16 protein-coding genes are annotated in these 24,723 nt (G+C 33.8%); all 16 read left to right on the forward strand.

Annotated elements, in window-relative coordinates:
* The first annotated feature begins 38 nt into the window (after nt 1–38).
* Nucleotides 39–548 carry a hypothetical protein gene (locus TTHE_RS03295; protein ID WP_013297186.1) on the forward strand — a complete coding sequence of 170 codons (510 nt, stop codon included), beginning with the start codon at nt 39–41 and terminating at the stop codon, nt 546–548.
* Entirely contained in the window at nt 532–1,926 is a 1,395-nt protein-coding gene (locus TTHE_RS03300; RefSeq protein ID WP_013297187.1) for a glycoside hydrolase family 1 protein, read from the forward strand. Before TTHE_RS03295 ends, TTHE_RS03300 begins: the two co-directional genes overlap by 17 nt.
* 165 nt (nt 1,927–2,091) lie before the next feature.
* Nucleotides 2,092–2,274: a hypothetical protein gene (locus TTHE_RS14970; RefSeq protein WP_196793669.1), complete on the forward strand. Its 183-nt coding sequence runs from the start codon at nt 2,092–2,094 to the stop codon at nt 2,272–2,274.
* Nucleotides 2,275–2,327: 53 nt separating this feature from the next.
* Complete coding sequence (locus tag TTHE_RS03305; protein ID WP_013297188.1) at nt 2,328–4,391, forward strand: beta-galactosidase; 2,064 nt, start codon at nt 2,328–2,330, stop codon at nt 4,389–4,391.
* Nucleotides 4,392–4,404: 13 nt separating this feature from the next.
* Nucleotides 4,405–6,729, forward strand: coding sequence for an alpha-xylosidase (yicI, locus tag TTHE_RS03310; protein ID WP_041587420.1), 2,325 nt, complete (start codon nt 4,405–4,407; stop codon nt 6,727–6,729).
* Nucleotides 6,730–7,122: 393 nt separating this feature from the next.
* On the forward strand, nt 7,123–8,616 hold the full coding sequence (locus TTHE_RS03315) for an alpha-N-arabinofuranosidase (protein WP_013297190.1): 1,494 nt from the start codon (nt 7,123–7,125) through the stop codon (nt 8,614–8,616).
* A gap of 267 nt (nt 8,617–8,883) precedes the next feature.
* The gene (locus tag TTHE_RS03320) at nt 8,884–10,566 is read left to right on the forward strand and encodes an ABC transporter substrate-binding protein (protein WP_013297191.1); all 1,683 of its coding nucleotides are present in this window, start codon (nt 8,884–8,886) and stop codon (nt 10,564–10,566) included.
* An 84-nt stretch (nt 10,567–10,650) separates the two neighbouring features.
* On the forward strand, nt 10,651–11,628 hold the full coding sequence (locus TTHE_RS03325; protein ID WP_013297192.1) for an ABC transporter permease: 978 nt from the start codon (nt 10,651–10,653) through the stop codon (nt 11,626–11,628).
* 30 nt (nt 11,629–11,658) lie between these two features.
* Nucleotides 11,659–12,564 carry a carbohydrate ABC transporter permease gene (locus TTHE_RS03330; RefSeq protein WP_013297193.1) on the forward strand — a complete coding sequence of 302 codons (906 nt, stop codon included), beginning with the start codon at nt 11,659–11,661 and terminating at the stop codon, nt 12,562–12,564.
* Between the two features lie 193 nt (nt 12,565–12,757).
* Nucleotides 12,758–14,191 (forward strand): GH39 family glycosyl hydrolase, encoded by a 1,434-nt coding sequence (locus TTHE_RS03335; RefSeq protein ID WP_013297194.1) that lies wholly within the window; start codon nt 12,758–12,760, stop codon nt 14,189–14,191.
* A gap of 249 nt (nt 14,192–14,440) precedes the next feature.
* A complete protein-coding gene (locus TTHE_RS03340; protein ID WP_013297195.1) occupies nt 14,441–15,610 on the forward strand; it encodes a serine hydrolase domain-containing protein in 1,170 nt (389 codons plus the stop codon).
* Between the two features lie 352 nt (nt 15,611–15,962).
* Nucleotides 15,963–17,483 carry an alpha-L-fucosidase gene (locus tag TTHE_RS03345; RefSeq protein WP_196793651.1) on the forward strand — a complete coding sequence of 507 codons (1,521 nt, stop codon included), beginning with the start codon at nt 15,963–15,965 and terminating at the stop codon, nt 17,481–17,483.
* 154 nt (nt 17,484–17,637) lie between these two features.
* Entirely contained in the window at nt 17,638–19,659 is a 2,022-nt protein-coding gene (locus tag TTHE_RS03350; protein ID WP_013297197.1) for a glycoside hydrolase family 127 protein, read from the forward strand.
* A 25-nt stretch (nt 19,660–19,684) separates the two neighbouring features.
* On the forward strand, nt 19,685–21,664 hold the full coding sequence (locus TTHE_RS03355) for a glycoside hydrolase family 31 protein (RefSeq protein WP_013297198.1): 1,980 nt from the start codon (nt 19,685–19,687) through the stop codon (nt 21,662–21,664).
* A 74-nt stretch (nt 21,665–21,738) separates the two neighbouring features.
* Entirely contained in the window at nt 21,739–23,154 is a 1,416-nt protein-coding gene (locus tag TTHE_RS03360; protein WP_013297199.1) for an arabinan endo-1,5-alpha-L-arabinosidase, read from the forward strand.
* Between the two features lie 168 nt (nt 23,155–23,322).
* Complete coding sequence (locus TTHE_RS03365; protein WP_013297200.1) at nt 23,323–24,720, forward strand: L-fucose/L-arabinose isomerase family protein; 1,398 nt, start codon at nt 23,323–23,325, stop codon at nt 24,718–24,720.
* The last annotated feature ends 3 nt before the right edge of the window (nt 24,721–24,723 follow it).

Below are 24,723 nucleotides of genomic sequence, written 5' to 3' on the forward strand. Positions count from 1 at the left end.
CTTTAAACATTTTAAAAGGTGTTAAGGAGATAAAATTTATGAGTGTTTTGGAAGAGCTAAAAATAAGCTTGTTTATGCCTCAAAATTACAAAAGACTAAAAGGCGAATCTATAATCAAACTTCTCAGGTTTGATCTTATCGTGACGATTTTTGGTGTAGTTTATTTAACACTTATTAAACTTATAATGTCACTATTTACAGGTAATTTTTCAGTGTTTTTAAATAGCTATTCACAACTATCATTTAAAAATATTGTATCTTCACTACTATTTCTGTATATTGGATTGATAGCATCGTCACTTGTACTATCACTTGTCTTTTATGTTGTGGCGCTTATCAAAAAGCAAAAAGAATTAAGCTATTACGATTTGATAGTTTATGCAACACATGCATTGACAATATGCGTAGTATTAGAAGAATTCTTTGGACCATTAGTGATAATTTTCTCCATAGGATATTTTCTAATATCATTAAGTGGAGAAAAATTTATTGCAAACTATGTGACTAACAAAACAAGAGGAGGAAAGAAAAATGGCAAAAGAATATAAGTTTCCAGAAGGTTTTTGGTGGGGATCTGCCACATCTGCAACACAGATAGAAGGTGCTGCAAGTGAAGACGGGAAAGGCATGAATGTATGGGACTACTGGTATAAACAGGTGCCAAACCGCTTTTTTAACGGTGTAGGACCTGATGTGACGTCTGATTTTTACCATCGGTATAAAGATGACATAAAATTGATGAAAGAAATAGGTCACAATTCATTTAGATTTTCTATATCGTGGTCAAGATTGATTCCGGGTGGTGTAGGCGAAGTAAACAAAAAGGCAGTAGACTTCTACAATGATGTCATAAATGAGCTTTTAGAAAATGGCATTATGCCCATAGCCACTTTATTTCACTTCGATATGCCAATTGAAATGCAGCATATAGGAGGATTTGAAAGCCGTCAAGTCTTGGAGAATTATAAAAACTATGCTAAGACATGTTTTGAGCTTTTCGGAGACAGAGTAAAAAGGTGGATTACCTTTAATGAACCGATAGTTCCAGCAGAAGGAGGATACCTTTATAACTTTCATTATCCAGACATTGTGGATTTTAAGAAAGCTATACAGGTATGTTTCAATACTGTATTAGCGAGTGCAATGGCAATTAACGAGTTTAAAAAGTTAGAGATTAAAGATAGCAAAATAGGTATTGTGCTGAATCTTACTCCTTCATATCCTAGAAGCAACCATCCTGCAGATTTAAAAGCGGCAGAGATAGCTGATCTTCTCTTCAACAGAAGCTTTTTAGATCCATGTGTCAAAGGAGAATATCCTGAGAAACTTGTAGAACTTTTAAAGAGTTACAACCATTTGCCGGTATATACAGAAGATGATCTTGAACTTATAAAAAATAATACAGTTGACTACCTTGGAGTAAACTATTATCAGCCAAGAAGAGTAAAAGCAAAAGAAAACATGCCTAACCCATACGGTGTATTTACACCCGACTGGTTTTTTGACGAGTATGTAATGCCGGGAAGAAGGATGAATCCGTACAGAGGATGGGAGATATACGAAAAAGGAATATACGATATCTTGATAAATGTAAGGGACAACTACGGAAACATAGAGTCATATATCTCCGAAAATGGTATGGGCGTAGAAGGAGAAGAGCGTTTCATAAAAGACGGCATAATCCAAGATGACTATAGAATTGAATTTATCAAAGGCCATTTAAAATGGCTTCACAAGGCTATTGAAGAAGGATGCAACGTAAAAGGCTATCACCTGTGGTCTTTCATGGATAACTGGTCATTCTTAAATGCATATAAAAACCGTTATGGACTTGTTTCAGTTGATATAACCACACAAAAGAGGACAATCAAGAAAAGCGGATATTGGTTTAAAGAATTAGCGAGAAACAATGGATTTAGTGAATAAATTATGAACTTTTGTATATTGTATGCCTTCAAAGACATGAAGGCATATTTTTTTATGATTAAAATAACGGATGATGTTTTTTTAAAAAATTTAAAAAGTAGATAGGAGTTTTAAAATGGATGTCGTATTATATATCATAGGTGGAAGAAATGGAGATGATTAGTAATTGAACATTATGGGCATTCATTTGTCCCACTTTATGAATCAAATATAATAAAGATTCCAAAAGAATTTTTTAATGATGTAAAAGATGGCAAAGTTATTTTAAAAGTTCATTTTTGGAGCGGCAGTATAGTCATGTATTTATTGGAAAAGCAGGAAAGAGATGTTTTTGGAATACCACAGTAAATTTGGAAATGTAAATAGAATCAAGAATTTAAAAATAACAGGGGGTTAATTAAATGACAAAGTATAAACCAATAAGTGAAAAATATCCACACTTTCTTCATGGTGGAGATTATAATCCAGATCAGTGGTTGAACTATCCAAGAATTTTGGACGAAGACATAAGATTGATGAAATTGGCAAATTGGAATGTGGTAAGTTTAGGTATATTTGCTTGGGCAGCCATAGAACCAGAAGAAGGAAATTATCAATTTGAATGGCTAGATCGTATAATGGACAAGTTGTATGATAATGGAATATATGTCATACTTGCAACGCCCAGTGCTGCACCTCCTGCATGGCTTGTGCAAAAGTATCCAGAAGTAGCGAGGGTTGATTCAAATAGAGTAAGGCATCTCTTTGGAGGAAGGCAGAACCACTGCTTTACGTCTCCAATATACAGAGAAAAAGTAAGAAGTATTAATAGAAAATTAGCAGAGAGATATAAAGACCATCCAGCATTAATTGCTTGGCATGTATCAAATGAATACGGCAATGATTGCCATTGCGATTTATGCCAGGAAGCGTTTAGAAATTGGCTTAAGAAAAAATATGATAATGATATAAAAAAATTAAATCATGAATGGTGGAGCTACTTTTGGAGCCATACATTTACAGATTGGTCTCAGATACAAACGCCATCACCAATTGGAGAAACAACGATACATGGATTAAACTTAGATTACAAAAGATTTGTAACAGATCAGACGGTAGATTTTTTTAAAAATGAGATTGCACCTTTAAAAGAGTTTACACCAAATATTCCTATAACAACTAATTTTATGGGGACTTTTCCGGGACTTAACTATTGGAAATTTGCAAAACATCTTGATGTCATATCATGGGACAGCTATCCAACTTGGCATGGAAACGAAGAGGATTGGGTAGTTGCATATAAAACAGCATTTGTCCACGACATCAATCGCTCCCTTAAAGGTGGGCAGCCATTTATGCTAATGGAAAGCACACCAAGTGTTACAAATTGGCAGCTCGTCTCAAAATTAAAAAGACCAGGAATGCATGCTTTATCATCAATACAGGCAGTTGCTCATGGAGCAGATACTGTTCAGTATTTTCAATGGAGAAAAAGCAGGGGAGGCTTTGAAAAATTTCATGGTGCAGTAGTAGATCACTGTGGACATGAAAACACAAGAGTATTTAAAGATGTAAAAGAAGTAGGAGAAATACTAAAAAGGTTAGATCCGATTATAGGCACATCCGTAAAGCCAGAGGTGGCTATAATTTACGATTGGGAGAATAGTTGGGCGATAGAAGATGCAAAAGGTCCGAGGCAAGAAAAAAAGGATTACCTTTTGACATGCCAATCGCATTATAGGCCATTTTGGAGTAAATGTGTTCCAGTAGATGTAATCGACATGGAAAGTGATTTTAATGGATACAAGTTATTGATAGCTCCAATGCTTTACATGATAAAAGATGGTGTAGCTGAAAGAATAAAACAATTCGTAAAAAATGGTGGGACATTTGTAACAACATATTTAAGTGGTATAGTAAACGAAAATGATCTTTGTTATCTAGGTGGTTTTCCTGGACCGCTAAAAGAGGTGTTGGGGATTTGGAGCGAAGAAATAGATGCATTGCACGACAAAGATGAAAATTATGTAGTTTTTAATGAAACTAACGAATTAGGCATTAGAGGTGAATATAAGACAAAGGAGCTTTGCGAAATTATTCATCTTGAAGGAGCAAGAGATTTAGCCAAATACAAAGAAGACTTCTATGTAGGTTATCCTGCAGTGGCAGTTAATAATTATGGCAATGGAAAAGCATATTATATAGCATTTAGGAATAATGATGATTTTGTCGATGATTTTTATCGCAAAATAATAGAACTTTTAAATATAAAAAGAGCGATAGATGTTGATTTGCCAGTTGGAGTTACTGCTCAATTACGAACAGATGGAAATAGAGAATTTATATTCTTGTTAAACTTCACAGATGAAGAAAAGAAATTAGATCTAAAAGACATTGAATATATAGATATAGTAGATAATAGCATGTTAGACGGAAAAGTTATGTTGCCGCCTTATGGATTTAAGATTATAGAAAAGGGAAACTAAGGGGTTGATGATAATGAAATTTACAGATGGAAATTGGCTTGTAAGGAAAGAATACAAGATTTTTGGAGCTACTGAAGTAAATGATTATGAGATTATGGATAATAGTGTAATTTTATATGTACCTACGTTTCATGTAATAAGTAGAGGGAATACATTAGGCGGTCCTCTACTAACTGTGGAAATAAGTTCGCCGATGGAAAATGTAATTAGTGTTAAATTATATCATTTTAAAGGTAAAGCGAAAAAGAGTCCTAAATTTGAAATAAATATAAAAGATGACGTAGAAGCAGATATAAAAGAAGATGATAGTTATATTACTTTTACAAGCGGGAATCTTATGGCGAAGATAAAAACTAAAGGAGATTGGTCAATTGACTTTTTCGTAGATGGCAGACGTATTACTGGTACAGGCTTTAAAAATATGGCATATATAACATCGCAAAATGGAAAAAACTATTTAAGAGAGCAATTAGACTTGGGTGTTGATGAATATATATATGGCTTAGGTGAGAGGTTTACGCCTTTTGTTAAAAACGGTCAAGTGGTAGATATATGGAACAGGGATGGTGGCACCAGCAGTGAACAAGCGTATAAAAATATACCTTTTTATGTAACAAATAAGGGATACGGTGTTTTTGTAAATGATACAGGACTTGTATCGTATGAAATTGCTTCTGAGAGGGTTTCAAAAGTACAATTTAGCGTGATGGATGAGGAGATGGAATATTTCATAATAGGTGGAGAAACAATAAAAGACGTGCTTATAAATTATACTTCTTTAACAGGAAAGCCATCATTGCCTCCTGCATGGTCATTTGGATTGTGGCTTACAACATCATTTTTAACAAATTATGACGAAAAGACAGTTAGCTTCTTTATAGATGAGATGATGAAGAGGGACATACCACTTAGTGTGTTTCACTTTGACTGTTTTTGGATGAAGGAATTTCAGTGGTGTGATTTCGAATGGGACTCAAGATACTTTCCTGATCCTGAAAATATGTTAAAGAGGTTAAAGGAAAGAGGTGTTAGGATATCTGTTTGGATAAATCCATATATAGCCCAAAAGTCGAAACTTTTTGATGAAGCAACAGAAAAGGGCTATCTTCTGAAAAGGGCAAATGGGGATGTATGGCAATGGGATTTATGGCAGCCCGGAATGGGAATAGTTGATTTCACAAATCCTGACGCGTGCCAATGGTTTTCATCAAAATTAGAAAAACTTATTGACATGGGGGTAGATTGCTTTAAGACAGACTTTGGTGAGAGAATACCAATAGATGTTGTTTATTACGATGGTTCTGATCCTGAAAGAATGCACAACTATTACACATTTTTATATAATAAAGTAGTTTATAATACACTTGCTAAAAAACTTGGGAAAGATAAAGCAATTGTTTTTGCAAGATCGGCAACGGCAGGTAGTCAACAGTTTCCGGTTCATTGGGGCGGTGACTGCAATGCTACATATGAATCAATGGCAGAAACCTTACGCGGTGGTCTTTCAATAAGTATGTCGGGATTTGCTTTTTGGAGTCATGACATAGCTGGATTTGAAAGTACAGCCACACCAGATATATATAAACGATGGACAGCTTTTGGGCTTTTATCATCACACAGTAGACTTCACGGCAATGCGGCATATAAAGTGCCATGGTTGTACGGTGAAGAAGCAGTAGATGTTTTAAGGTATTTTACAAAATTGAAAAACAAATTGATGCCATACTTATATTCAAAGGCTTATGAAGCATCAATTACTGGAGTGCCTGTCATGAGGCCAATGGTTATGGAATTTCAAGATGATCCAACTTGTGCGTATGTTGATAGGCAGTATATGCTTGGAGACTCTTTAATGGTTGCTCCAATATTTAACGAAGAAGGAATTGCAAAATACTACCTGCCAAAGGGAAAATGGACTAATTATTTAAATGGCGCAGTCATAAATGGTCAACAATGGATTCAAGAGAAACATGGCTACATGAGTATACCTCTTATGGTTAGACCAAATACGATTATTGCAACAGGAAATATCGACAGTAAACCTGACTATGATTATTTGGACAATGTAACTTTTGAAATATTCCAGTTAGAAAATGGTTTAGAGGCATCTACAATAGTTTATGGAATAAACGGAGAAGATCAAGTGACTGTAAATGCTAAAAGAGAAGGAAATTCTATTGTGGTGAATGTAGATAAAGCCAAAAAACCTTGGAATGTACTGTTGAGAGGTATTTATAAAGTTAAAGAAACAATAGGTGCTTCATGCGATGAAGATGAGTTTGGTATACGTATAAAACCTGAAAAAGGCAGGTCAAAAATAAATATTATATTGTCATAGGACATTATTATGAGTAGATAAAGGGTTCCATTAATAAATTTAGAAGATGGAAGCCTTTATTTTTTAAAAAACAAAAAATTTTTAAACCCAAGAAGGAATTTTAAAAATAGCGTCGAATATATTATATTAAGATGTACGTACAATAATGAATTTACACAAAAATTATAAGTATGTAGATGAAATTGCTTTATAATCGTTGATACATCTAAGAAAATAATATCGAGTATAAAAAAATTAAAAAAAATTTAAAAGAGAAGAAGGAATTTTAAAAAACATGTAGAATATATATTAATATGGGATGTACGTATAAATTAAATCTATCATCTCAAATGTATATATAAGTTTGACATTTGTTAATGATGAGATGAATTTTAATTTGAAAGGAGCATTTATATGTTAGCAAAAATCGTTATCAATGCAGATTGTAAAAAGGGTAAAATAAGCAAGAACATCTACGGACACTTTGCAGAACATTTAGGAAGATGCATATATGGTGGTTTTTGGGTTGGAAAAGATTCTGAAATACCAAACATAGACGGTATTAGAAAAGATGTTGTTGAAGCATTGAAAAAGATTAAGATACCAGTATTGAGGTGGCCGGGTGGATGCTTTGCAGACGAATACCATTGGAAAGATGGCATAGGCCCTTACGAATCAAGACCAAAAATGATTAATGTGCATTGGGGTGGTGTAATCGAAAACAATCACTTTGGTACTCATGAATTCTTTGAACTATGCGATCTTTTGAATGCTGAGCCATATATTTGTGGAAATGTTGGAAGTGGTACAGTTCAAGAGATGAGGGAATGGATAGAGTACATGACATTTGATGGTGAATCACCAATGGCAAATTTGAGAGCATCAAATGGAAGGAAAGAACCATGGAAGCTTAAATACTTTGGTGTTGGCAATGAAAGCTGGGGCTGCGGTGGCAATATGCGTCCAGAATATTACGCTGATGTATATAGAAGATATTCCACCTATGTAAGGAATTTTGGCAGCAATAAGATATTTAAGATTGCTTGTGGACCCAATACAGACGATTATAATTGGACGGAAGTGTTGATGAGAGAAGCTGGTAAGTTTGTGGATGGCCTAAGTTTGCATTACTATACAGTACCAGGCACATGGGAAAGAAAAGGATCAGCCACAGATTTTGATGAAGAAGAATGGTTTATTACGATGAAGAAAGCGTTATACATGGATGAATTAATATCAAAACATTCCACTATTATGGATAAATATGATTCTGAAAAAAGAGTTGCATTAGTTGTAGATGAATGGGGCACATGGTATGATGTAGAACCAGGTACAAACCCTGGGTTCTTGTATCAACAAAATACAATGAGAGATGCTTTGGTTGCAGGTATTCACTTTAACATATTCAATAAACATTGCGATAGAGTTAAGATGGCTAATATAGCACAGACTATAAACGTTTTACAAGCAGTAATTCTTACAGATGGAGCTAAAATGGTACTTACACCGACATATCATGTATTTGACATGTACAAAGTTCATCAAGATGCAGAATTATTAGACTTTAATATTGATACACCAGAATATATGCTTGATTCAGAACATGGTATTCCTCAAGTAACAGCAACTGTTTCTTCTGATGATAGTGGAAAAATTCATATTTCTCTGTGCAATCTAAATCCTAAAGAATCGGTAACAGTGGAATGTGAGTTTAGAGGAGCAAAAGTAAGTAAAGCAACATGTACAATTTTAACTGCTGATGAAATGAATGCACACAATACTTTTGACAATCCTAACAAAGTTGTACCAAAAGAGTTTGACGAAATTAAAATAATTGACAATAAAGTAATTGTAACAATGCCTAAGATGTCTGTTATAGTGGTAGAGGTAGGTAAAGTAGAGGAATGAAGATTTAGTTTGATAACTACATGTGGCAATATTGTGAGACTAATTAAAAACGACTTAGATAGGTTCCTTTTACTTTTATTTAACTGGATAGTTTTATATCCCAAAAAAGTTTTAGATGAATTTTTATGATAACTTTAATTAAAAATTATTAAAATCATATAACCATGGTATAAGTAATTGAAGGAGGTGATATTATCAATATTATCAAAAATTAAAAGCATTTTAAGAGTTATATATTATTATTTATTATCGTAGAGGAGGGAAACAATGAAAAGTAGAAAATTGGTCGTGTTGCTGCTTGCAATTCTAATGACTGTAGGAGCACTTTTATCAGGTTGCAGCAATACAAAGACCACAAGCAATAATACAAGTAAAAATACATCAAGTAATAACAGCAGCACTAAACAAATGAAGACATTCACACTTTTCTATGACACATCGACTGCTACACCGTATGACTATACAAAAACGCCTGTGTGGAAAAAGCTTTCTGAATTGACAGGCGTTAATTTACAAGTAAGTTATCTCGTTGGTACAGATGAAAAATCAAAAGCGACACTTATGATTAGCGGTGGTGAATTGCCTGATTTAATTCAGACGAGCAATGAAACATTTGAGCTTTTTAGAGAGGCTAATGATCTGGTACCTCTTGATGACTTGATTGACAAATACGGTACAAACATAAAAAGATGGTATTCTCAAGAAGATTTAAACAAGATGAGAGCAAAAGATGGTCATATTTACTACTTAACACCAGCAAGAAAAGCATTGTATCTATATCCATACTCCGGTTTCTATCTTCCATTAGAGGTTTTAAGAGATGCTGGATGGCCTAAGAAATTAACGCTTGATCAGTATTTTAACATAATTGAAGATTATGTTAAAAAGCATCCGACATATAATGGTCAGCCAGTAATAGGATTTACTGCTCTCACTGATAGTTGGAAGATATTTACGTTAACTGGTGTTCCAAGTTACTTAGCTGGAAATGCTAATACAGGCGATGTATGGGTTGATGAAAACAATAAAGCGCATCCATTTGCAATAAGCCAATGGGCACATGATTACTACAAGAAGTTGAACGAAGAATGGAATAAAGGCATACTTGACAAGCAGATGTTTACTAGAAATTATGATTCATATCTATCTTTGATTGCATCGGGAAGGGTTTTAGGATTTTACGATCAACGTTGGGATATTCAAAATGCTATTAATTCACTAGAGCAACAAAAACTTTACGATAGAGTACCATTTGCCTTGCCTGTAACTTTCGATGGTGTTACAAAAGAAGACTATAATAGCATGAATATGACAGGCAACAGTGCAGGAATTAGCATAACAAAAAGCTGCAAAGATCCTGTTGCCGCATTCAAATTCTTAGATGCTATGTGCAGTGATGAAGCTTTGAAGCTTGAAAACTGGGGAATTGAAGGTAAAGATTATTCAGTAAAAGATGGAAAGATGTACATGACACCAGAACAATTGACTCAATATAAAGATAGCAATTATACTAAACAAGAAGGAATCGGACAATATTGGTATTTCCCACATCCAAATGATGGTGAAAAACTTGCAGATGGCAATTTTGTATCACCGCAAGATACTCCAGAATATATAGCAAGTTCATACAAACCATACGAACAAGAAGTATTAAAAGCATATAATATAACCAATTTGTCGCAAATGATGGCACCACCAATTGAGACACCTTATGGCTTTGTATACGATATAAGCATACCTGATAGTGAACAGCAGATTAAGATTGCAAACCAAAAAGCATCTGACCTTACAAGAAAATATGTAGCACAAATGATACCTGCAAAACCAGACCAGTTTGAAAGCATTTGGAAAGAATACGTTTCTGAAATGCAGAAAGCCCATTACGATCTTGAAGTGCCATATATCCAGCAGCAGATTGATTGGAGAATACAGCATTGGGGTACGAAATAATAAATTAACATAATTAAAAAATCTTGTAATGAAGTACGATATTCGTACTTCATTACACTTAAAATATTATTTGGAGGATTGAACATGGCTGTTACAGATGCTAGAGTAGAAGTTTTATCAGAAGAAAAGATGGTAAATGATAAAAAAGATAATAGGAAAAAATTTTTTAAAAAATTAGTTCAACAAAAAGAATTGGTATTGATTGTATTGCCGTTTCTTGTATTGTTGATTATATTTAGCTATGTTCCGTTATGGGGATGGATAATAGCATTTAAAAATTTTAATGTGGCTATTGGAATAAACAAATCTCCATGGGTTGGGCTAGAAAACTTCAAAATGCTGTTTGAAGATCATACTTTTTATCAGTCAATACGAAACACGTTAGGAATCAGTATTTTAAAATATTTTCTTGGATTTTTTTCTTCAATAACGTTAGCTGTTTTGATAAACGAAGTTAGAAATATGAAATTTAAAAGGACAGTACAGACAATATCGTACTTACCACATTTCGTTTCATGGGTTGTTGCGGCAAGCATTGTCCTCGATGTTTTATCACCAGATGGAGTCGTAAATCAGCTACTTTTAAAACTTCACATAATAAAACAGTCAATTAATTTCATAGGTGTGCCACACCTTTTCTGGCCATTAATGGCACTATCAGACATGTGGAAAGAAGTTGGGTGGAATTCAATTATCTATCTGGCAGCGATGACAGCCATAGACAGCGAATTATATGAAGCGGCCAGTATAGATGGAGCAGGCAGAATAAGAAGAATCTTTTCCATAACGCTGCCATCGATAGTTCCAACCATAAAAATACTTTTAATATTAAACGCTGGATGGATATTAAATGCAGGATTTGAGCAAGTATTTCTGTTGTCAAATCCAATGGTAATAGATTACTCACAGACATTGGAGCTGTATGTATACAATTATGGTATACCGATGGGCAGATTTTCATTTGCAACAGCGGCAGGCATATTCAATTCTGTTGTCTCTTTAGCGATGGTTACTCTGGCAAATAGGATATCAAAAGCACTTAGCGGTGAAAGTGCATTTTAATATAATAACAAAAAAGCAGGAGGTTATAAAGTGGCTAGAAACAAAAAAATCAGGTTAAGCACAGAAGACATAGTATTTGACACAATAAATTATATACTGCTTACGATTGTAATAATAGTAACACTTTATCCGTTTATACATGTATTAGCAGTTTCATTTAATGACGCTATAGATACAGTTAGGGGTGGAATTTACCTGTTACCGAGAAAATTTACAACCTTTAACTACGTTTCAATATTAAACGATCCCGAAATTTACAATGCAACAATCATTTCGGCATTAAGAGCAATAGTAGGATCAGTTTTAAACGTATTAGCAAGCATAATAGTAGCGTATGCCATAAGCCGGAGAGATTTTGTACTAAGAGGAATAGTTTCAAAAATATTCACTTATTCAATGTATTTTTCAAGTGGATTAATACCATATTACTTGTTGATAAGAGACTTGCATCTTATGAATAACTTTTTAGTATATATATTGCCTGGGATAGTAAGTGCATGGAATATAATGGTTGTAAGAAGCTATATAGATGGATTACCAGCGAGTCTCATTGAATCAGCGAAATTAGACGGTGCCAGTGAACTAAGAATAATATTTTCAATCATATTTCCACTAAGTGTGCCAGTATTAGCGACGATAACCCTTTTTGTTGCCGTAGGGCAATGGAATTCGTGGTTTGACACAATGCTTTTTTGTTCAATGGATCCAAATTTAAGCACATTGCAATATGAATTACAGAAAGTTTTGCAATCAACACAGCAGTTTACACAGCAAGCAACATTTGATATGGGATTAAGAAATAATTCCAATACAGTTACACCTGATAGTATAAGGGCAGCAATGACAATAGTGGCAGTAGTACCGATAATGATGGTTTATCCATTTTTGCAGAAATACTTTGTAAAAGGTTTGACTATTGGCAGTGTTAAAGGTTAGATTACAATAAATTTTTTTCAAAGAATTGAAGATTAGTTTAGACAGAAGTTCATTACCAGTATTGGAATTTATGAAAGTAGTATGCAAAGAAATCAAATATATATTTGATAAAAGTGGGATATAATCATTTTATTTATTGTGCATAGCAAAATTGTATTTTTTACGGATTATAACTAATTCAGGGTGGGAGAATATGAAAAAGTTTGTTGTGGATTTGAATGGTAAAAAAGTTGATTTTCCGCATTATTTCGAAAAGTGCGTTGGTAGCTGTCATGCAGCGACAGCTTTAAGAGAAGATTGGAGAGTTCAGATAAAAAAAGTAAAAGATGCGATAGGCTTTAAATACGTGAGGTTTCATGGCTTACTAAATGATGACATGAGCGTCTGCTCAAAACACAATGGGTTTTTTGTTTATTCATTTTTCAACATAGATTCAATATTTGATTATCTCTTAAGTATTGATATGAAACCTTTTGTAGAGTTAAGTTTTATGCCGGAAGTACTGGCATCTGGCACAAAAACTGTTTTTCATTATAAAGGTAACATAACGCCTCCAAAAAAATATGAAGAATGGGGAGATTTAATAGAGGCGTTAGCCAAACATCTAATTGAAAGATATGGTATTGAAGAAGTCGAAAAATGGTATTTTGAAGTTTGGAATGAACCTAATCTAAAAGATTTTTGGAGTGGAACGAAAGATGAATATTTCCAGTTGTATAAGACAACTGCCAATGCTATTAAAAGAGTCAATAATAATTTAAAAGTTGGCGGTCCTGTTACAGCATGTAATGCATGGATAGCAGATTTAATTGACTTTTGTAATGCTGAGAATGTTCCATTAGATTTTATATCTACACATCATTATCCAACCGATGAAGCGTTAGGACATGGTCTTAATATGGAAGAAGCATTGGCTAAATCTCCACGAGGTATTACTAAATCTATGTGTGAGAAAGCCAGAAAAGAAGCGGGAAGCTATCCTTTGTTTTATACTGAGTGGAATAGTTCCCCAAGTTGCAGAGATAGTTATCATGATGATCCCTTTGCCGCTGCTTTCGTAGTTAAGTCGGTGTTTGATAATGCCGGGCTGGTGGATATCTATTCTTTCTGGACATTTTCAGACATTTTTGAAGAATTGCCTTTTCCATCAACACCTTTCCATGGTGGATTTGGACTTTTAAATATTCACGGTATACCTAAACCAACTTTTAGAGCGTTTGAACTTTTGCATCGCGCTGGAGATAAGTTAATTACAGTAAATCAGGAGAAAAATTCTCTTGTTGAACTTTCAGCTGTAATAGATGATAAAAAACTTATGTTATTTATTTATAACCATAATATGCCTTTAAATCCAATAGATGATGAAGAGGTTAGAATAGAGATCAAAGGTTTAGACGGTTGGAAGTTTGCGTATGCAGAAAGAATAGATGAAAATCATGCGAATCCAAAGAAAGAGTGGATTGAAATGGGTTCACCTGAGTATCTAAATCAAGACATGATTAAAAAATTAATTGATAAGTCGAAATTAGAAAAAGAATACGTTGAAATTTCTAATGAAGAAGATAAGAAAGTTATCAAGCTTTTTCAGCCTAAACATGGAGTAACCGCAATTACTATCGAATTTTAAATAATATTGAAGTGGAGAATAAAGAAATTAAGTTAAACGAAAAGACTAGGGTGTATTTTAATTATTAAAATGTAATATATCATGTATTGATTGTGATGCATATTTGTTTTTTTTTGCAAATGATTGAATTCTATTTTAAACAAATATGCGAGAGTAATTAAAAGATAGTAAAATTAGATGAACAAAATTTGAATCAAAAGAGAATTTGAAATGATAAAACCAGAAAATTAATAAGAGGTGGATAATGTAATGGCGAAGTTTGATGATTTGTCTAATCTATTGAAGAAATTTGTAGAAGACGGTTTACCTGGATGTGGTTGTGCGATAGCAAAAGACGGTAAGATTTTGTATGAAGGCTATTTTGGATATGCTGATTTAGAGAAAAAAAAACGTATTAGTGAAGATAGTGTTTTTCGCATTTTTTCTATGACTAAGGTTGTAATCTGTACTGCTGCCTTGATACTTTTTGAAAGGGGAAAGTTTTTGTTACATGAACCAATTTACGAGTATTTTCCAGAGTACAAAGATGCTAAAGTGTTTGTTAAAGATTCTAATGGAAAATTGCATGTCGAGAGAGCAAAGAATCCTATGCTGATTAAGCATGCTTTTACTATGGCGGTTGGAATGCCGTATCCATTTTTAGATGATTCACCGACGGCAAATGAAATGAGAAGAATAAAAAAAGAATTGAGCGAGCGATATGAAAAATATGATATTGTAACAGAGGTTAAAGCAATGGGTTCAGTCCCCATTGCTTTCGAGCCAGGTACTCATTGGCTATATGGATATGGACATGATATAATTGCAGGATTAATTCAAGTAATATCTGGTAAAACCGTAGGTGAGTTTTTGCAAGATGAGATATTTGATCCATTGGGAATGGATAGCACTGGATATCGTTTCAATGGTAACATTGAAGAAAGAATGGTTTCTTGTTATAAAAAGAATGAGGATGGTACACTGGAAAAGGTGCCGGGCATGCTTGATGAGTATCATCAACCTGATGCTATTTATGAATCTGGAGGTGCAGGTCTGTATTCTACTGTGAGGGATTATTTAAAGTTTTCGCAAATGCTTGCCAATGGTGGGTATTACAATGGGCATAAGATCATTGGCAAAAAAACTATAGATTTGATGAGGGCTAACCAGTTAAATGAGCAACAGCTAAAAGACTTCAATTTCAATAATCCTTATTTAGCTGGATATGGATATGGTTTGGGAGTTAGAACTTTAATGAACTCCGCTGAAGGCAATTCTAATGGCTCAATTGGAGAATTTGGATGGACTGGAGCACTTGGGACTTACGTTTCAATTGATCCAAGTGAAAGGTTTTCTATAGTTTATATGCATCAAATGATTCCTAATATGGAAGTATATCATCATTTGCGTATAAGAGCGGTTGCGAATGCGTGTTTGTAATATACTGGAATATCTCTAAACAAAAAAATTATAAGACTTATAGTTGAAAACGGTATAGATATAGGTTATATAGGAGAATGACACTGGTGCGTATTCTGGCTGGCTTATGAATTCTGATAGGTAATAAAGAGAATAAACAAATGCCCTTTACGGTAGAGCTATTGCAGTATATTTTACTGAAGTAGAAGAATCGAACGACTTATGGCTGTAAAATTTGCTGTAGTTTCTATAATACTTTTTTTCAGTTAAAACATAAATCTTTTAAGAAAAGGGGAAACGGCTTTCTTCTACTAGATTTCAAAAAACGCACAAAAGCAGTTACAAAAGATGACTCGTATTATTAACAGTATATATGTTTAAATTAGATGTTGTAAAATGGAGGCATCTTGAAAGAATGAGAGATAATAGAAGTGATGTTTTAAAGAAAAAGGAAATGAGACAAAAGATTGATGAAGTCATTTCAAAAGGACCTTTTACCGATACGTGGAAATCCCTTTTGAATTACAAGATACCGCAATGGTATGAAAATGCTAAGTTTGGTATTTTTATACACTGGGGAGTATACTCTGTCCCTGCCTTCGGAAATGAGTGGTATCCACGCAATATGTATCAACAAGGTACTCCTGAGTTTAAGCATCATATTAAAACATATGGTTCGCAAAACCGGTTTGGTTATAAGGATTTTATACTCATGTTTAAAGCAGAAAAATTTGATCCTAAGGCGTGGGTTGACTTATTTGAAAAATCGGGAGCGCGTTATGTCATACCTGTGGCAGAACATCACGATGGCTTCCAGATGTATGATAGTGCTCTTTCTAGATGGAATGCTGCTAATATGGGGCCTAAAAAGGATATTATAGGGGAACTGGCAAAAGCCGTTAGAGAAAGAGGAATGGTATTTGGTCTTTCAAGCCATCGAGCAGAGCATTGGTGGTTTTTTGATGGTGGATTGGAATTTGATTCAGATGTAAGGGACCCTTATTACATGGATTTTTATGGACCTGCTAAAGCTTCCCCTAAAGATTTAGGAAGTATTGATGACAATCCTCCCGATGAGGAGTTTTTAGAAAATTGGTTGCATAGAGCTTGTGAATTAGTAGACAAATATCAGCCACAGATTGTATGGTTTGATTGGTGGATACAAAATTTAGCATTTAAGCCATATCTCAAAAAGTTTTCTGCTTATTATTACAATAGAGCAGCGGAATGGAATAAAGAGGTTGTTATAAATTATAAAAATAGTGCATTTGAGGAAGGAACAGCTGTACTAGATGTTGAGAGAGGACAGTTTTCGGATATTCAACAACGTTTTTGGCAGACAGATACTTCGTTATCAAAAAACTCATGGGGTTATATAAACAATCACGATTATAAGGAATCAAATGATATAATATGCGCATTAGTAGATATTGTAAGTAAGAATGGTTCATTGCTTCTCAATATTGGACCAAAGCCCGATGGTACTATACCCGAACCAGAACAGAGGATTCTTATGGAAATTGGGCGATGGCTCAAGGTTAACGGAGAGGCCATATATGGAACACGACCGTGGAAAGTATATGGTGAAGGACCTACAAAGGTTGTTGAAGGTGCTTTTACCGATACGCATGGAAGTATGTTTGTGTGTGATGATATACGCTTTACTATAAAAGAGGATACTTTATATGCAATTATTCTCAAATGGCCTGAGAATGGTCGCGTTACCATAAAATCTTTAGGAAGAAAGTCACCGTTTGCCTTGCCGTCTATAAATAAAGTAGAACTTGTGGGATGTGATATACCACTTCAATGGAATTGTAGAGAACAAGCATTGATTATTGATGTTACAGGATGTAAACCAACAAAATATCCAGCAACATTTAGAATTAAATAATTTATAATTTGACTTTTACAATAATTTCTTTTATTTAGCAAAGATATGAAAAAATGATATATATGGACATTAAGACTATAAAAAGTTGGGTAATAGATAAGAATGCTCGCATAAAAGACATTGAATCATAGCATATCAAATAAAAATTTTAAAGATGATAAAATTAGGAAACATCCTAGATCGAGTTTTTGGGGGATGTAAAAGCACATTTGCAAATTGTATGGTGATGATAATGGTTAAAAATAAAAATTTCATATCATTGAAACAGGTTTCAATTAATAATGGTTTTTGGTCATATTATTTAAAACTTATAAAAGATGTGATGATACCGTATCAATGGGAAGCATTAAATGATCGTGTTCCAGATGCTGAACCCAGCCATGTAATTAAAAATTTCAAGATAGCAGCAGGTGAAATACAAGGTGAATTTGCTGGAATGGTCTTTCAAGATAGTGATTTGTATAAATGGTTAGAAGCAGTGAGTTATAGTTTAATTGCTTATCCAGATGCCGAATTAGAAAGAACTGCAGATGAAGTAATTGATTTGATTGCAAAAGTGCAACAAAGCGACGGATATTTAAATACTTATTTTACTATTAAAGAACCTGATAAAAAATGGAGCAATTTGAAAGATTGCCATGAATTATATTGTGCTGGACATTTAATAGAAGCAGCTGTTGCTTATTATGAAGCAACAGGGAAGAAAAAATTGCTTGATGTAGCTTGCCGTTTTGCTGATCATATAGATCCAGTTTTTGGACCAGAATCACATAAGAAAAAAGGTTATCCTGGACATGAAGAGATTGAATTAGCATTAATTAAATTATATAAAGTAACTAATAATTCAAGATATTTAAACTTAAGTAAATATTTTATTGATGAACGCGGTAAAAAGCCACTATATTTTGAAATCGAAGCATATAATAGAGGAATAAAGAATATTCACAATATATGGGGAGAATTGGGAAAAAAATATTTTCAGGTTCATTTACCTGTAAGAGAACAAACTACAGCCGAAGGACATGCCGTTAGAGCTGTTTATTTGTATTCAGGAATGGCCGATGTTGCATTAGAAACAGGTGATCAAAGCCTAATTGATGCTTGTAAGAGATTATGGGACAATTTAACGAAGAAGAGAATGTATGTTACAGGAAGTATTGGCTCTATGTCAATAGGGGAGTCTTTAACTTTTGATTATGATCTTCCAAATGATACTAATTATTCGGAGACATGCGCGTCTGTTGGACTTGTATTTTTTGCGCATAGGATGTTGCAGATTGATCCTGATAGACAATATTCTGATGTAATGGAGAGAGCTTTGTATAATACAGTTATAAGTGGAATGTCATTAGATGGTAAGAAATTCTTTTATGTAAATCCACTTGAAGTATGGCCGGAAGCTTGTGAAAAGAACAAAGTTAAATCGCATGTAAAATATACAAGGCAGCCATGGTTTGGATGTGCATGTTGTCCACCTAATATTGCGAGATTGCTGACATCATTAGGCAAATATATATATTCTAAGAAAGCCAAAGAGGTATTTGTTCATTTATATGTTGATAGCGAATTAAAAGAAAAAATTTCAGAAAGCGAAGTAAATATTAAACAGAGTACACAATATCCTTGGGATGAGAAAATAATTATAGACATTGATAGTAAAAAAGAAACTGAGTTTACTTTATCGATAAGAATACCTGGTTGGTGTAAAGAGGCTAAAGTTAAAGTTAATAATAATGAGATTGATTTAGATAGTGTCATGGAAAAAGGGTATGCAAAAATTAATCGCAGATGGAAACACGACAGTTTAGAAATATATCTTTCAATGCCTGTTATGAGGATAAAAGCTAATCCTAATGTGAGAGAAGATGAGGGGAAAGTTGCTATTCAAAGAGGACCGATTGTTTATTGCCTTGAAGAAGTTGATAATGGCAAAAATCTAAATAATATAGTATTACCGAGAAACTGTGAATTTGAAATAAAAAAAGATAAAGATTTAAATGATGTATGTGTTATTGAAACGGATGCTTTTAGAGAAAAATATGAAGATTGGAATGATGAACTGTACAAATCTGATGTAAAAGTTTCTTATGAAAAGACACGAGTTAGATTTGTGCCGTATTTTGCGTGGGCAAATCGTACACCTGGCGAAATGGAAGTTTGGGTAAGAGAAAAGTAAAATTTGTAATGGGGGAAGAATTAATATGGATAATAAATTTTTTGTTGAAGGGAAGCGACTTATATACGAGTATGATGGTGAAAAATTGTGGATTGAACCATGGGGTGAAAATAGTTTAAGAATACGTTGTACAATGGAAGCAAAAATGCCTTTACATGATGACTGGGCTCTTTTGCAACAATCAGAATGTAAAGTTAATATAAAAATTGATAAAGAATATGCATCAATTACTAATGGAAAACTTACCTGTATTATTAGTGAATATGGAAATTTAGAATTTAAAAATCAAAAAGACGAAATTTTACTTATTGAAAAATGGAAAGATCGTCAACTTAAAATTAAGGGAAGAGAATTGAAACCTATATTAGGCGGGTTATATAAAGCAACTGTGCGGTTTGAGGGATTTGAGGATGAAAAATTTTATGGATTAGGGCAACGACAAGAACCATTTTTAAATTTAAAAGGTTGTGAATTTGAATTAGCACAACGGAATTCTCAAGTTAGTATTCCCTTTGTATTATCAAGTAAAGGATATGGCTTTTTATGGCATAACCCAGCTATTGGAAGAGTTTCATTATCGAGAAATTGTACAACATGGGTAGCAGAAGTAACACAATTAATTGATTATTGGGTCACAGCCGGAGATTATCCTGCAGAAATTATTGAAAATTATACACAAGTTACTGGTCGTGTACCAATGATGCCTTATTTTGCATCTGGTTTTTGGCAATCTAAATTACGCTATCATAACCAAGATGAATTGCTTGAAGTTGCGAGAGAATATAAGAAAAGAGGACTTCCTATAGATGTAATAGTTGTAGATTTTTTTCATTGGTCACAGCAAGGCGAATGGTGTTTTGATAAAAAATATTGGCCAGATCCTAAGAAAATGGTTAATGAATTAAAGGAAATAGGGATAGAACTTATGGTTTCTATATGGCCAACCGTAGATCCTCGCAGTGAAAATTATAGCGAAATGAAGCAAGAGGGGTTACTTGTTCATACAGAGCGTGGCATTCGTACGCAAATGGTATTTAATGGATATGAGGTGTTTGTTGATTTCACAAATCCTGATGCACAAAAATATGTATGGAACAAAGTTAAAGAAAATTATTTTAAATATGGTATTCGTATTTTTTGGTTGGATGAAGCAGAACCAGAATATTCAGTATATGATTTTGACAATATAAGATATTATATTGGTACAGGTTTAGAATTTAGCAATTTATATCCATTGTATTATGCCAAGGCGTTTTATGATGGAATGATAAAAGAAGGTATTAATGATATAATTAATCTTTCACGTTCAGCATGGGCTGGAAGTCAACGATATGGAGTAGCTGTTTGGTCCGGTGACATTCAATCAAATTTTGAAACTTTACGTAAACAAGTTTGTGCTGGACTTAATATTGGATTATCAGGAATTCCTTGGTGGACAACTGATATTGGTGGCTTTTTTGGAGGCGATCCAAAAGATCCGAAGTTTCAAGAATTAATTATACGTTGGTTTCAATATGGTACATTTTGTCCTATTTTTAGATTGCATGGACACCGTTTACCGGTTGGACAGCCAGGAGGTGAAGATACTGGCATATTTGATTTTAATATATGTGGTCCTAACGAAGTGTGGAGTTTTGGAGAAGAAGCTTATGAAATTATAAAAAATCTTTTACTTTTGCGTGAAAAACTACGTCCATATATAATGGAACAAATGAAGCTTGCCCATGAGAAAGGTGCACCACCAATGAGACCTTTATTTTATGATTTTCCAAATGACAAAATATCTTGGAATATTGAAGATGAGTATATGTTTGGACCTGATATTTTGGTTGCTCCTATACTATATGAAGGTAAAACATCAAGAGATGTCTATTTACCAGCAGGTACAGAGTGGATAAATTCGAATACAGGTGTTTGCTATGAAGGAGGGCAACATATAATATGCGATGCGCCATTAAACATAATACCTTATTTTATCAGAAAGGGAGCTAATATTAGATTATAAGATATCAATTTATTTAAAGCCAATTGCCGACAAAATATTTTTAATAGCGTTATAACAAATGGGGGGTATGTGATATGAAACGGATAGTATTTCTAATTTTGACAGGATTGATTAGTATATTAATGTCAGCATGTTCTAGTAATAGTTCAAAAGTTTCATTAATATATCCAAAGGAGCCCCCGAAAGATGATCTGTATGATTCGTCTATAATAAATGATGAAGTAAAATGGGGACCAATGAATGTTCATGATCCATCAATTTTTAAAGATGGAGATTGGTATTATATCTTTTCTACAGATGTAAAAGTAGGCGGCACACCACGTGCGGGAATACAAGTACGCAAATCTAAGGATTTAATTCATTGGCAATGGGTCGGATATGCTTTAGATGGAGTGCCAAAAGAAGCCGAAAAGTGGACTGGTGCAACAAATTTGTGGGCACCAGACGTTACTAAAATTGGTGATACGTATTATTTATATTATGTAGCATCTACTTTTGGCACGAATCAATCATTTATAGGTTTGGCAACAAGTAAATCAATAGAAGGGCCTTGGCAAGATCAAGGAGCGGTATTTAAATCTCAACAAGGTGATGAATGGAATGCTTTAGATCCTAATATTGTATACGCTGCTGATGGTACAATGTGGATGGATTTTGGTTCATTTTTTGGTGGAATATACATAGTACAGCTTGATCCAAAAACAGGAAAATTATTAAACAATGCTACACCAAAGCTAATTGCAAGGCGTAGTGGTGCAGATGCAATTGAGGGACCATATATTATATACAATAAGCAACAGAAAAAATATTATTTATTCACATCTTTTGATTCGCTATTTAGTGACTATAATGTTAGAGTATCACGTTCTGATAATATAGATGGACCATATATGGACTTTAATGGCAATTTAATGACAGATACAAACGTTGATAGTGGCACAAAAATCTTGGGAAGTTATAAATTTGATGGAAATGATGGTTGGATAGCACCGGGACATAATTCTGTACTAGTAGATGGAAATAATTATTATATTATCCATCATGCAAGAGGAGAAAAAGATACAAATTGGCCGTATCTTCATGTAAGAAAAATATTGTGGTCAGACAATGGTTGGCCTATGGTTTCACCAGAACGTTATGCAGGAGAAACTGAGCAGCAAATAGATAAAAATGATATAATCGGGAAATGGGAAATTATAGAACTTGATAAAAATGTTAATTCTGAGATAACATCTACTAAGATTGAATTACTTAGAAATGGCAAAATTAACACAAATGATAGCAAAGATTATTGGAAGTTTAGTGGTAAAAATACAATCAAATTATATTTTTATGATCCAGACCATGTACAGAAAGGACAATATTGGATTGAAACAGCTAAAATTATTTCTGCTTGGGATTGGGAAAATTGGAATCCAACTTTAGTATTTACAGGCTACGATCAGACTGGTACAGCAATATGGGGTAAAATGGATAAAGAATCTAAATAATTGCTAATAAGTTTTTATCCAGATATAAAAGAGATAAAAAGTTTTATAGATTAGCAGGAATTTTTGATAGGATGTAGAATATAAATATTATAAATGTACGTACATTTAGAGTTATAGACAAATACATCCGAATGTATGACATTATTTAAATCCAAAGGAGTGATTATTGTGTACAAAGATGAAAGACCGAGGATAGGCTTTCTAGGTATTATGCAGGAGCTATACGACGATATGCTACCAGGTATTACCGAAAGGCAAGAGATGTATGCACAACAAGTTATAAACAGGTTAGGTGATATTGCTAATTTTTATTTTCCCGGTGCTGCTAAAAACAGAAATGATATAGAAAGGATAGTTAAAGAATTCAATGATAAAGATCTCGATGGGATAATGATTGTCATGCTGACATACGGACCAGCTACAAATCTAGTTAATGCGTTAAGAAGCAATAGGCTTCCAATTATGCTTGCAAATATTCAGCCAGAAAGCACTGTAACAGATGATTGGGATATGGGAGATTTGACGTACAATCAAGGTGTTCACGGTGCACAGGATACTTCAAACACTATCATGAGAATGGGTATAACTTGTCCAATCATAACAGAAGATTGGCATTCTGAGGAATATAAAGAGTTTGTGAATGATTGGGCTAAAGCTGTAAAGACGATAAAAGCTTTGAGAAATATGAAGATTGCACAATTTGGAAGAATGCATGGCATGTATGACATAATGGGTGATGATGCGGCTTTTACCAGGAAAATAGGTCCGCAAATAAATCAGGAGTACATTGGCCAAGTTTACAGATATATGGAAGAAGCCACAGATGAAGAAATTGATAAGGTAATAGAGGAAAATAAGAAGAACTTTTATATAGATCCTAAATTAAGTGATGAAAGCCACAGGTATGCTGCAAGGCTTCAAATGGGATTTAAGAAGTTGCTTGAAGATAAAGGATATGCAGGCTTTAGTGCTCATTTTGATGTTTTTAAAGGTGATGGGAGATTTAAACAGATACACATGATGGCAGCATCAAACTTGATGGCGGAAGGTTATGGCTATGCAGCAGAGGGTGATGTCGTCACTGCCAGCTTAGTTGCAGCAGGACATGTTTTGATAGGTAATGCTCACTTTACAGAAATGTACGCAATGGACTTTAAGAGAAATTCTATTTTGATGAGCCACATGGGAGAAGGTAATTGGAAAATTGCTAGGAAAGACAGGCCGATAAAATTGGTTGACAGAGAGCTTGGGATAGGGAAACTTGAAAATCCTCCAACAGTAGTGTTTATGGCTCAACCTGGTATTGCAACGCTTGCATCTCTTGTGTCTATAGAAGGTGAAAAATATAGATTAGTTGTATCAAGAGGAGAAATTTTAGACACTGAAGAAGTGAAGAATATAGAGATGCCTTATTTCCATTTTAAGCCTGAAAATGGAGTTAGAGCATGCTTAAATGGATGGCTTAAAAATGGTGGTACACATCATCAGTGTTTGACACTTGGTGACACTACTATGAGATGGAAATTGTTATGCGAGTTATTAGATATTGAGTATGTTGAAGTGTAAAGG

Origin of the sequence: Thermoanaerobacterium thermosaccharolyticum DSM 571 (genome assembly GCF_000145615.1) — a bacterium.
GTDB lineage: Bacteria > Bacillota > Thermoanaerobacteria > Thermoanaerobacterales > Thermoanaerobacteraceae > Thermoanaerobacterium > Thermoanaerobacterium thermosaccharolyticum.